The 12525-nt window shown below is 37.3% G+C and carries 9 protein-coding genes and 1 pseudogene; 7 read left to right on the forward strand and 3 right to left on the reverse strand.

Annotated elements, in window-relative coordinates:
• Positions 1-945 precede the first annotated feature (945 nt).
• Positions 946-2118, reverse strand: coding sequence for an N-acetylglucosamine-6-phosphate deacetylase (nagA, locus tag F6K54_RS05125; protein ID WP_293075279.1), 1173 nt, complete (start codon positions 2116-2118; stop codon positions 946-948).
• A gap of 566 nt (positions 2119-2684) precedes the next feature.
• Between nagA and F6K54_RS05130 the strand changes: the two genes are divergently transcribed.
• The 6 genes and pseudogenes from F6K54_RS05130 (at position 2685) to F6K54_RS05155 (ending at position 9346) form a co-directional block, all read left to right on the forward strand.
• Complete coding sequence (locus tag F6K54_RS05130; RefSeq protein WP_293075281.1) at positions 2685-3383, forward strand: chromophore lyase CpcT/CpeT; 699 nt, start codon at positions 2685-2687, stop codon at positions 3381-3383.
• Positions 3384-3873: 490 nt separating this feature from the next.
• Positions 3874-4389, forward strand: coding sequence for a 5-(carboxyamino)imidazole ribonucleotide mutase (gene purE, locus F6K54_RS05135; protein WP_293075283.1), 516 nt, complete (start codon positions 3874-3876; stop codon positions 4387-4389).
• 390 nt (positions 4390-4779) lie between these two features.
• A pseudogene (locus F6K54_RS05140) lies at positions 4780-5129 on the forward strand (zinc ribbon domain-containing protein); the annotation flags it as partial.
• Between the two features lie 102 nt (positions 5130-5231).
• The gene (locus F6K54_RS05145) at positions 5232-6716 is read left to right on the forward strand and encodes an ammonium transporter (protein ID WP_293075285.1); all 1485 of its coding nucleotides are present in this window, start codon (positions 5232-5234) and stop codon (positions 6714-6716) included.
• A gap of 77 nt (positions 6717-6793) precedes the next feature.
• Positions 6794-7672, forward strand: a complete 879-nt coding sequence (locus F6K54_RS05150) for an SGNH/GDSL hydrolase family protein (RefSeq protein ID WP_293075287.1) — start codon at positions 6794-6796, stop codon at positions 7670-7672.
• A 468-nt stretch (positions 7673-8140) separates the two neighbouring features.
• The gene (locus F6K54_RS05155) at positions 8141-9346 is read left to right on the forward strand and encodes a 4-hydroxy-3-methylbut-2-enyl diphosphate reductase (protein WP_293075289.1); all 1206 of its coding nucleotides are present in this window, start codon (positions 8141-8143) and stop codon (positions 9344-9346) included.
• A gap of 493 nt (positions 9347-9839) precedes the next feature.
• Here F6K54_RS05155 and F6K54_RS05160 read toward each other — a convergent pair whose 3' ends face one another.
• Positions 9840-10301, reverse strand: coding sequence for a hypothetical protein (locus F6K54_RS05160; protein ID WP_293075291.1), 462 nt, complete (start codon positions 10299-10301; stop codon positions 9840-9842).
• A 393-nt stretch (positions 10302-10694) separates the two neighbouring features.
• Between F6K54_RS05160 and F6K54_RS05165 the strand changes: the two genes are divergently transcribed.
• Complete coding sequence (locus tag F6K54_RS05165) at positions 10695-11672, forward strand: transposase (RefSeq protein ID WP_293075293.1); 978 nt, start codon at positions 10695-10697, stop codon at positions 11670-11672.
• Between the two features lie 156 nt (positions 11673-11828).
• Here F6K54_RS05165 and F6K54_RS05170 read toward each other — a convergent pair whose 3' ends face one another.
• Positions 11829-12521: an Abi-alpha family protein gene (locus tag F6K54_RS05170; protein ID WP_293075294.1), complete on the reverse strand. Its 693-nt coding sequence runs from the start codon at positions 12519-12521 to the stop codon at positions 11829-11831.
• Positions 12522-12525: the final 4 nt, after the last annotated feature.

Below are 12525 nucleotides of genomic sequence, written 5' to 3' on the forward strand. Positions count from 1 at the left end.
CATCTCGTTCCAAAAGTATTCCGGAACAGAAAAGTCTGCCGAACAATTCTTCCTACTTTCTGTGTTAAGCCAAATTTTTCAGCAGATTTTTTTTGAGATGCTCTGGTTTACCTTTGAGTAACATCTCGTTCTAAAAGTATTCCGGAACAGAAAAATCTCTCGAACAATTCTTCCTACTTTCTGTGTTAAGCCAAATTTTTTTTGAGGCACTCTGGTTTGCCTTTGAGTAACATCTCGTTCCAAAAGTATTCCGGAACAGAAAAGTCTGCCGAACAATTCTTCCTACTTTCTGTGTTAAGCCAAATTTTTCAGCAGATTTTTTTTGAGATGCTCTGGTTTACCTTTGAGTAGCATCTCGTTCCAAAAGTATTCCGGAACAGAAAAGTCTGCCGAACAATTCTTCCTACTTTCTGTGTTAAGCCAAATTTTTCAGCAGATTTTTTTTGAGATGCTCTGGTTTACCTTTGAGTAGCATCTCGTTCCAAAAGTATTCCGGAACAGAAAAGTCTGCCGAACAATTCTTCCTACTTTCTGTGTTAAGCCAAATTTTTCAGCAGATTTTTTTTGAGATGCTCTGGTTTACCTTTGAGTAACATCTCGTTCTAAAAGTATTCCGGAACAGAAAAATCTCTCGAACAATTCTTCCTACTTTCTGTGTTAAGCCAAATTTTTTTTGAGGCACTCTGGTTTGCCTTTGAGTAACATCTCGTTCCAAAAGTATTCCGGAACAGAAAAGTCTGCCGAACAATTCTTCCTACTTTCTGCGTTAAGCCAAATTTTTTTTGAGGCACTCTGGTTTGCCTTTGAGTAACATCTCGTTCCAAAAGTATTCCGGAACAGAAAAATCTCCCGAACAATTATTCCTCTTACTTTCTCTGTCTTCCCACCCTCCCCACACTCCCCACATTTTGCTTTTTCAGCAAACTCTAAATATTCTCTGCCAACTCAAATCCTCGTGACAAAAATAACTTCTGAATTCTGACTTCTGACTTCTGACTTCATTACCCTCCATCTCAATAAATTTTTCCCAGATTTACCAATAATTTCACTATCTATTCCTAACGCCTTCCGAGGTGCAATAGTCGCCAAATAAATTCCAGTCTCAATATCACAAATTCCCCACTTCACCAAATTATTAACCCCAACTAATAAAGGTAAAGTTGTTCCTGATAAAGTTCCATCTTTTAATCTTGCCGTACCATTTTTAACTTCTATTTCTCTAGTATCCCAAGGATAAATTCCATCAGGTAATCCCAAGGGCGATAAAGCATCACTAACCAAAAATATTCCCTGCTGATATTGACTCGCTTTCAACAAAATTTCTATCATTGTTGAACAGACGTGCTGACCATCAACAATTAAACCACACATAACATCAGAATTAGTAATTGCTGCCCCTAATAAACCAGGTTTTCGATGATGTAAACTCGGCATCGCATTAAAAGCATGAGTCACCATTGAAGCCCCCAATTTAAAAGCTTTTTCTGCTTGATTTGCTGTGGCTTGAGAATGTCCTAAACTAACCGTAATTCCTAGATTTTTTAAATAGGGAATAACTGTTTCTGTGGAGTCTAATTCTGGAGCTAAGGTAATGATTTTAACTATCTCAGCATACTCTCCCAAAACTTCTTTGACATTTTTGAACGTTAATGGTAGTAAATATTCCAATGGATGAGCGCCTCGCTTTTCTGGATTGAGAAAAGGACCTTCTAAATGAACACCCCAAATTTTTGCCATTTCTGGGTCTTGAGGTTGTGAGGCCAAATTGTGGAAGACTTGGAGCGATCGCTGAATATTATCTATAGAAGTTGTGACAATGGTGGGTAAAAAAGCATCTATTCCTTGTTGCCATAAATACTGACAAATCTCCTGTATTTTAGTAGTAGAATTTGCATCTACTTCAGGAAAAGCCAAACCCAAAGCACCATTAATTTGTAAATCAAACCCACCTAGAGAAACCCAATCTTTTTGAACATCAATAGTGGCAGATGTAGTAGGCAAAAGTTCCTCTGTTTGAGAGATAATTTGTTTAATATTGCCAGTAGAGTCAATCAAAATCTGTTGTAGGTCTTGATAACCAGGGATTTTAGCGTTAATAATTTTAGTAGTTAAATTCACGGGCTTAAGTAGGTAGATTTCAACAATTAATAATTAATAATTAATAATTAATAATTAATAATTAAATAATTCGCGCCTTGAAGCCTCCCCTTTTAAGGGGAAAAAAGCGGTCGAGGGATGGATGGGTTTCCTAACCATATCCAATAGACCAAGAGCAGAAATAATATTTCCTTATATTCAATTCCGTAACGGTTTTAACCAGAGGTAATTATCAATTATCAATTATCAATTATCCATTATCAATTATCAATTAATGAACTCTCCTTTAAAAAGTAGAGGATTGACTCAAAGGAAAATTTTTCTTTATTATCCCCTTAAAAGGGGAGGCTTTAAACCACAATTTTTCGGTAATTAAACGTTAAACAATTGTAGGGGCGGTTTTAACCGAAAGCTTTGACTTCAACGCTGTCAAGTTCTAAAAACCCGCCCTTTAATATTACGTTTATTTATGCTCACTTACTTAAGTTAAAATTTCAAGAAAAATTAGAGTTAGGAAAATATGAGAATCGGTGTTAAACTAGGTGGCAATTTAATAAGATATTTTTGATTAAAAGAAGTGTATAAAAATGCAGATAAATCAACTGAAATTTTGTACTTTAAGCGCTCTACTTTTAAGTTTTACATTTGCCCAAAAAAGTCATGCTGCAACTTTATTTCAAGTGGAGCAGGTATCACAATGGTTCACTGGCTTATTTGATAATACTAAACAGGTTACCGATAATCCTATGATTCCTTCGGTTACAATGTCAAATTGTCCGGTTAAACTTATTGGCAGTGACCTGATGGAAAATACAGAAACTGTTTATTTAGAACAAACAACAGGAGGGTTTCCTTTTCGGGTCCGCTTGTATTCTTTTTTTAGTAATGATGACTCTCAAATTACTATTAGTATTAGTCGTTTCCTCAACGAAACTTCTTTATTTGGTTTATGCGATCGCCCTGAATCTGAACAGTTTATTAATGCTACAAATTTAGATAATTTTAACTGTGAAATAAACCTTTCTTTTGTTTCTAATACTTATGTAGGGACTAACGAACCAGAAGGTTGTTCGACCACTTTTTCTGGGGGTAAAGTTATTTCTGATATTGTGATTAAGCCTAATAGTATTGATTCTTTAGATCGTGTTTTTGATAGTAATGGTAATCTGTTATTTGGCACACCTATAACCTTTAATCGTATTGAAGCAGTTCCTGAACCGTCCATATTATTCGGATTATTTATATTAAGTGGTTTAGGGTTAGGAAAAGCCTCTAAACATGATTAAAAAAGTCTGGTTTTTGGGAATAACGACGAAGGAGTTAGGAGTCAGAAGGAAAGAAAGAAGAGGAGGAAAAGGAGAAAGTTTTTGTATCACTAATTAGGGCTTGCTGATTAAATATAAAAGCATTGGCATATAAAGATTTTAGCCTTTTTGAGGTCAAAAAAAGTGCACCTGTTTCAGCTTTTCATGCTCAAAAAGGAGCGTATTTTAGGCTCATAGTTGGGCAGAAAAATTAAGGGACAATTCTTACTCCTACCTTCTCTAAGTTCCCATTTCTCCTGTCTCCTGTCTCCCCCTCCTGGGAGGGGTTAGGGGTGGGTTGTCTCCTGTCTCCTACCCTCACCCATAAGACTTTTTCAGCAAACCCTAATTACCCGGACATGATATTATAAAAATTTTTATAAAGGTAGACTACAAAACTTCTGCTCTCTGCCCTCTGCCCTCTGCCTTTAAGCCAAAATCTCTGTATTTTTAATGAAAACTCCTATAAATTATGAATCCAATCATCGGAATTATTATGGGCAGTGACTCAGACTTGCCCACAATGAAAGAAGCGATCGCTATCTGTGAAGAATTTGAAGTCCCTTTAGAAGTCGGCATTGTCTCGGCCCACCGCACGCCCCAGAGAATGTTTGAATATGCCCAAACTGCCCATCAAAGAGGATTAAAAGTCATAATTGCCGGAGCGGGTGGGGCAGCACATTTACCAGGGATTGTCGCATCTTTAACGCCACTCCCTGTAATTGGAGTCCCCGTACAAACCAGAACATTACAAGGAATTGACTCCCTATACTCTATAGTGCAAATGCCAGGAGGAATACCAGTAGCCACGGTAGCGATCGGCAATGCCAAAAATGCCGGTTTATTAGCCATTCAGATATTAGCATCTCACCAACCAGAACTATTAGAACGAGTCCAAAAATATCGTCAGACCCTAGCTGAATCAGTAATGGACAAACAAACTAGATTAGAGAAAATGGGATACCAGGAATATCTAACACAAATTTAATTAACTTGCAAACATTTTAGAACAAAAATCTGGCAAATAATTGGTATTCTAAACAGGCAGAGACTTTAAAAAATCTCAGACACCCGAAAAGACTTTCACTTTAAGCTAGCTCATCATTTATGCGACCAAGCAGGAATGATATTTTTGGAAGACTTAGACTTGAGAACCTGGGCCAAAGGAATGTTAACTAGCTATCAGCTATCAGCTATCAGCTATCAGCCTAAAAATTTGTGCTTATGTAATGATATCTGGCAAGCAGAGCATTCCAGAATGTCCAAGCTTGGGTAAAACATCCCCGACAGGCAAGCAAGTCGTTTAATTTTAGGAGGGGTTGCGCATCCCTTCCGCGCAAAGCTGACCGCTGATTGCTGAAGTGCTGACCGCTTTATAGGTAAACATACTTTAGATGCAGGGTTCGGTCAGTTATTTAATATCTTGGCTTGGGTATGCAGAAAACAAGGGGTTTATTTTTGCCAGGTAGACTACAGATATACCAGTCAAATTTGTCCGAACTGTGGAGCAAATACAGGTAAAAAAGACCTGTCTGAACGTATTCATAAATGCTCTGAATGTCACTACGAAATAAACTGTGATGTAGCAAGCAACAAAAGTGATTTGCCATCGAGGTGTCACTGCGGTCTTTGCAGATCGTGGTTCAACAAATTGACTGTGTAGCCGTACTGTCGGGGGTTGTTTTCAATCTAGATAAGTGCCACTCAAGCAGTAAACCTAAATCGTGAAGTTTGGCAATCTCCCATTATAATTTTTGATTTAACGGGAGAAGATGTCAAACAAGAATTGGTGCGCTATTTTCATTTGTAAACTATTGATTAGTTCTCACAATGACATCTAAAGTAAAATTCAAGAACAATAGAACAAAAAAGAGACAGTTATTATCAGCAAGATATAGCAGTTTCTTAGAACCGACAGCACTAATAAACAGGTTACGTCGGACAAGATGGTTTACCCCGGCAACATTAGCCTGTATACCTCTAGTATTCATAATTATTGCCTTATGGGCAGGAGCTGCCACAGCTCAAGACCAAGAATTGACCCCAGAGTATGTCAAAGGGGTATTAGATTCAATATGGATTTTGGTAGCTTCAATATTTGTGATTTTTATGAATGCTGGTTTCGGAATGTTAGAAACTGGCTTTTGTCGTCATAAAAATGCAGTTAATATCTTAGCAAAAAACCTAATTGTATTTGCCCTAGCTACATTAGTTTATTGGGCCATAGGATTTTCCATAATGTTTGCTGGAGACCATCCCTTTATTGGTGGAGGTGGTTTTTTCCTCACCGGGGAACCTACTAGCTACGGACTAGATCCATTTCCTTCAGGTTTACCATTGCCTGTATTTTTTCTATTCCAAGCAGCTTTTGCCGCTACTGCAGCAACCATTGTTTCTGGCGCTGTAGCTGAAAGGATTGAATTTAGTGCCTTTTTATTCTTTAGCTTGTTAATCACAGGTATTTCATACCCCATTACCGGACATTGGATCTGGGGTGGTGGTTGGCTAGCTGAAATGGGCTTCGCTGACTTTGCTGGTTCAACAGCAGTCCACTCAGTTGGTGGCTGGGCAGCACTGGTCGGAGCATATATTTTAGGGCCAAGGATGGGCAAATATGATGAGAATGACCAACCGAGAGCTATTCCTGGTCATAATATGGGTTTTGCGACCTTGGGCTGTTTAATTCTGTGGATCGGCTGGTTTGGCTTTAACCCTGGTTCGGAACTAGCAGCAAACGAAAATGTGGCTTTTATAGCCGTAACCACAAATTTAGCAGCAGCAGCAGGGGGGGCTACCGCAACTATTACATCTTGGTTGAAAGATGGTAAGCCAGACCTCTCAATGATTATTAACGGTGTTTTAGCTGGACTGGTAGGTATTACAGCAGGTTGTAATGGCGTGTCTTATTTAGAGGCAGTAATTATCGGTGCTGTTGCTGGCATCATTGTTGTATTTTCTGTACCTTTGTTTGACAAGTTGAAAGTTGATGACCCAGTAGGTGCCACATCAGTTCACTTAGTCTGTGGAATTTGGGGTACTTTAGCTGTTGGTATTTTTGTTGATGGTGCTGATATCTTGACTCAGGCCATAGGTATTATCTCAGTGGGACTATTCACAGTGATTACGAGTGCTATCTTCTGGCTAGCTTTGAGAGCTACTACAGGTATTCGTGTCCATGCGGAACAAGAATTTGAAGGCTTGGATATTGCTGAACATGGTATGGAAGCTTATACAGGGTTTATGAAAGAACCTGATGCTTTTGGCCCTGGAATGGCAAATAGAATGGATATCGATCAAGGTCTGCAAAAACACTAATGGGAAAATTCTGGGTAAAATAGCCATAGCCATGAATCAGTTACTTCAGTATCGGAGACTAATTTTATTCAGCTACGGTGTTTACTTTATCTAAAAATGTTCCAACTTGGGCTTGGTGTTCTTTAGCTGCTAACGGGCTACTGTTATTAACAGTGGCCACCTTAGTTACTCATAACTACAAATTGTCAGAAGAGCCTCAAGCAAATGCTACAATAAACTATACTACCGAAAACTATACTACCGATCGGATTAGAACTAATAGACCAAGTCCACTATTTGGAGAAGCGAGGAAAGAGCTTCTGGCTATTGGTAGAAGCCATAAATGGACTTATGAACAATGGGTAGAACAGTTACAGCGAGAGGCGATCGCTGCTGCTAAAAATCGTCCTGATCGTCTAACTGTTATGGCGGGAGATTCTTTGAGTCTTTGGTTTCCCTCTCAACTTCTCCCTAGAGATAGAACCTGGTTAAATCAAGGAATTTCTGGAGAAACTTCGTCTGGCCTACTGAAGCGACTTTATTTATTTGATAGTACGAGGCCAGAAACAATTTTTGTGATGATTGGTATTAATGATTTAATTCATGGAGAGAGCGATCGGGTCGTTTTAGCAAATCAAAAAAAAATTATTAACCAATTACGATCTATTCATCCTGGCAGTCAAATAGTTATCCAATCTATATTACCCCACAGTGGAGAGAGGGCTATCTGGGAAGGTCGGGATTATCTTTTACAACTACCTAATAGTCGCATCAGAAGAATAAATCGTAGTCTAAAAGCTTTAGCTGATGCTGAGGGAGCATTCTTTTTAAATCTTCACCCATTATTTACAGATTCTCAAGGTTTTCTCCGAGGGGAGCTTAGTACTGATGGTCTCCATCTCAATGAGAATGGTTATCAAATTTGGAGTACGGCAATCCAAATGTATAGCAAAATGAGACTAGAAGAACCTCAGTAGGGGAGTAAGGGAGTGGGGGAGTAGGGGAGTAGGAGAGTGAGGGAGTGGGGGACTGGGGGAGAAGTAAAGATAACAATAATTAAAGCTAACTAGGGTGCTAATTATCAAAAATTCTATCAAAGCTATTTATTCTGACTCCTGACTCCTGACTTGGTGAGCTGATTAACCAGAATTAATAAAGATGAAAAAGATGGCATATTCCTCAAGAGTCATCTTAAGATGACTTAAGCTATTAGCCAAGGATTTTAATCCTTGGTGAGCTATTAACTAGCTATTAGCTTTCAGCATTTAGCTATCAGCTAAAAATCCAAGGGTTCATCCCCCACTATATTTGAAAAATTAGTCGTGCATTTTAATGGGGGATTCAAACCCTGATTATACAAGCCAGAGAAGCTGATAGCTGACCGCTGACCGCTGACTGCTATTTCAATGATGAAAGAAATTTAATCATAAGGTTAAAAATAATCTATGGATACAAAAGCTTTTACCAGGGCACTAAAAAAATCTGAGAATTATAACCGCAAAGGGTTTGGTCATGCAGAAGAAGTCGCCACAGTTATGCAGTCTGTTTATCAAAGTAACTTAATTCAACAAATTAGAGATAATGATTATACCCTACAAAAAGGCTATGTTACTATTAAACTCGCAAAAGCTTTTGGTTTTTGTTGGGGTGTTGAAAGGTCAGTAGCTATAGCTTATGAAACTCGTCAACATTTTCCCAACCAACAAATTTGGATTACTTATGAGTTAATTCATAATCCTTCTGTTAATCAAGATATGAGGGATATGAAAGTTAAATTTATTCCTGTAATTGATGGTAAAAAAGATTTTTCTGTAGTTGGAGATAATGATGTTGTAATATTACCTGCTTTTGGTGCAAGTATTCAGGAAATGCAAATATTAAAGGAGAAAAATTGCCAAATTGTTGATACTACTTGCCCTTGGGTTTCTAAAGTTTGGAACAGTGTTGAAAAACATAAAAAGAAAAAATTTACTTCTATTATTCACGGTAAATATAGTCATGCAGAAACTATAGCTACCAGCTCTTTTGCCGATAAATATTTGATAGTTCTGAATAAATCACAAGCAGAATATGTCTGTAATTATATTCTCAATGGTGGCAACCGTGATGAATTTATGGATAAGTTTAAATTAGCTTATTCTGAAGGTTTCGATCCGGATTTAGATTTAGAACAAATTGGTATTGCTAATCAGACTACTATGCTGAAAAGTGAAACTGAGCAAATAGGAAAGTTGCTAGAACGAACAATGATGAAAAAGTACGGACCAGATAAATTAAATGAACATTATCAAAATTTTAATACTATCTGCGACGCGACTCAAGAAAGACAAGATGCAATGGCGGGTTTATTCGATGAAAAGGTAGATTTAATGGTAGTAATAGGAGGGTTTAATTCTTCTAATACTACTCACTTGCAGGAAATGGCAATAGAAAATGGCATTCCTTCCTATCATATTGATAGTGCTAAAAGGATTTTATCTGGGAATAAAATTGAACATAAACCTTTAGGAAGTGAGGTGAAAATATCTGAAGGTTGGCTGCCTGAAGGTGAGGTCGTTGTGGGTGTGACTTCTGGCGCTTCAACTCCGGATAAAGCTGTTGAAGATACTATTAATAAAATTTTGGAGATGAAGTTGGTTGTGATGAATTAAATATTAGCCTGTTTTAATTAAGAAAATTTAGTGGTGATTCTTAATTTGATAGTTTCACCACTACTAGAAAACAATTAGGGCTTGCTGAAAAATTGGTTGGTGGGGGTAGGACACGGGGACGCGGAGACGCGGAGACGCGGAGATGGGGGGACTTACCAGACGCAGGGACGCAAAGAGGAGTAAGAATTTTGTCTGCTCAAAATCCTAACTTTTTGAGCATAAAGAACTGAAAACCAGGCACTTTTTCAAGACCTAAGAAGGCTGAAACTTTTATATGTCAATGCTTTGATAGTTAATCAGCAAGCCCCAATTAGACGTTGCTGAATTGAGCTATAGAAGTCTGCCTAACGTTTGATGTCAGCAGCGGAAAAAATCTCTCCAAAAAAGCCCAACTGTCTCGCCAATCTGCTGCACTGAACTTTCGACAAAAGAGAAGGCATTTGCCACTCGCCAAATTTGCATCGCCTTCTCCTTGCAAAAAACAGAGATACGATTATTTCTTCGTAACGCCCTGAATACTAGAATAGGGTTGAATCTTAGAGATGAACATTGTACCAACATCTCCGTAACATTCAGAGTTAGGCTTGTTAAAGCTATAGACCATACTAATAGCATTGCGATACCTATTTATAACTCCCCTGTTTTTAGCGAAAGAATCTTCTGGGTTTTCTATAGGAGCTAATTTAAACCTTATAAAGTTGTTGTATTTACCTGACAATTTACCTTTGAAAACTCGCTCCGGGAAACACTTTGTGTTGCCTATCACCGAGATGCCGGACACATCGTTTCCTTCATTTTTGATGTCCATTTCTACTACACCATTGTAAGTAGGTGCATTTAGGCTAGTCCATGTTCCTATCCAGTAACCACTAAGATCTCCTTGGGTCTCGGCAGCTCTCACGGGAGAGGAAATTAACAATATTGAAACAAGAAAAATAATTATTGCGCGTATCATTTTTGACTCCTTGAGGAATGTTTAAGTTGACTAAGCTTTAACTCACGCCATCTTTTCACTTGAGGGCGAGTTAATGTAGGTTAGATCAAGTAAGGTCTAACTTAGAATTATCTTGCGTTTGCAGTACAATATTCTGTATGGCTTTACCTATACCATAAATTACCGATCAATGTCAATTCCTTCGTACTTTCCATCTGAATCTGCTCCTTATACTTGAGAATTTACTGTGGTTAAATTTATTAGACTATGAGGAAAATTGGGGATTATTGGCAGAAAATAATAATCTCTTTCCTGTGATTATTATGACTTACTTAAAAAGTCAAGAAACTAGGAAAAATTCTATCATTATTGTGGAGTTGATGAGCAGCTTCAAACTACAACTTTTATTTTGATATGGAAAATCAAACTCAAGGAGAATATGATAGTCCTTGGAAAGAAGCATTAGATGTTTACTTTCCGGAATTTATGGCTTTCTTTTTTACTGATGCTTACCAAGAAATTGACTGGGAAAAAGGCTATGAAACTTTGGATAAAGAATTTCAACAAATTGTTCAAGATGCTAATTTAGGCAAACGTTTAGCAGATAAATTAGTTAAAGTCTGGCTAAAAAATAGTCAAGAAACTATTATCTTGATTCATACAGAAATACAAGGGCAATATGAAAGTAATTTTGCCGAAAGAATGTATGTTTATCATTACCGCATCTATGATAAGTATCGGTTGAAAAATACAGAAGTCGTAAGTTTAGCTGTATTGGGAGATGACAAGAAAAAATGGCGGCCAAGAAAATATAGTTATAGTCGTTGGGGTTGTCAATTAAAATTGAAATTTCCTATAGTTAAATTGTTAGACTATGAGAAAAATTGGGAATTACTAGCTGAAAGTAATAATCCTTTTTCTGTGGTTATTATGGCTTACTTAAAAAGCAAGGAAACTCGGAAAGCTCCTCTCATTAGATTGGAAAGTAAGTTGACTTTGGTGCGTTTACTATATGAGAGGGGTTACAGTAGAGAAATGGTGATTCAGTTGTTCAGATTAATAGACTGGATGATGATTTTGCCAGAAGAATTGAAAAGACAATTTCAAACAGAAGTGTATAATTATGAGGAGGAAAAAAAGATGCCTTATATTACCAGTATAGAGGAGATTGGTCTGGAAAAAGGGGAACAGATTGGTTTGGAAAAAGGGGAACTCAAATCTACAAAAGAATCAATCATCACAGTGTTAGAAACTAGGTTTGAAAATGTACCTACGAATATTGTTGATGCTGTTAATGAAATTGATAATATTCAGTCACTCAAACAGTTAACTAGAACTGCTGTTTTAATTGATTCTTTGGAAAGTTTTGCCCACGTTTTATCTCAGAAATAGATAATCTTAATATGTGTAAGTATTCAGCCGTCAGTTATTAGCTATTGCTTTTAGTTAAAGCCTTTTTTTTAATCCCACTTAGAGGCAACAGCTAATAGCTGAATACTTATTTGGACAAGGGAACCTTAGACTAAAATTGAATGAACATACCTAGTTCTACTCCTCCAGGCTAAAAGATGGATCGGTAACAGCCTTCAAAAATTCTTCTCCAAATAAGGTTAAAGACCAATTACTTTCAGAGCTACGAACTAAATGTAGATTTTTAAGATGTTCTCTATGAAAATCAGTTTCTTCCCTTAAAGATAAAGATATAGTTCCTATTCCTAACAGCAAGCTAACTGTTATTGATTTTATGGCTCTTTTGATTTTATCTTTCTGGTTTTTTTCGGCTATTTCCAGAAACACAACTGCATCTTCATAACTCAATCTCTCTAGTACACGAGGAAATTCGGGATGAACTTGACCTCCTAAAAATTCATTGGCAATCAAGTTAGCCCATATTTCCCTAAAACCTTCATCAGTTTCAATAGATGACTTTTCTATTGCATCAATAAGGACAACAGACTTTACTCTTTTGTTTGTTCCTGTGTCTGTATTTTTTGTTTGATCAATTTTCTTTTGGGCGCGTTGAATAGTATCTGCTGCATATACTTTTTGGGCTTCAACCATTCCATCAAACTTGGCCTCGATCAATCTTCCAAGACCCGAAGTTGTTGCAGTCAAGGGAGAAATAGTTTTGGAAAAAGTATCGCACGCAGTATCTACAAGCTTTTTCCATACAGTATCAGGAATGGCTTGAGCTAGTTTTCCTATCCCTACCAAATCTAGACCTGTAGTTTCTTCAGGCATAAGA

The organism is Okeania sp. SIO3B5, from assembly GCF_010692555.1.
In the GTDB taxonomy this organism is placed as follows: domain Bacteria; phylum Cyanobacteriota; class Cyanobacteriia; order Cyanobacteriales; family Microcoleaceae; genus Okeania.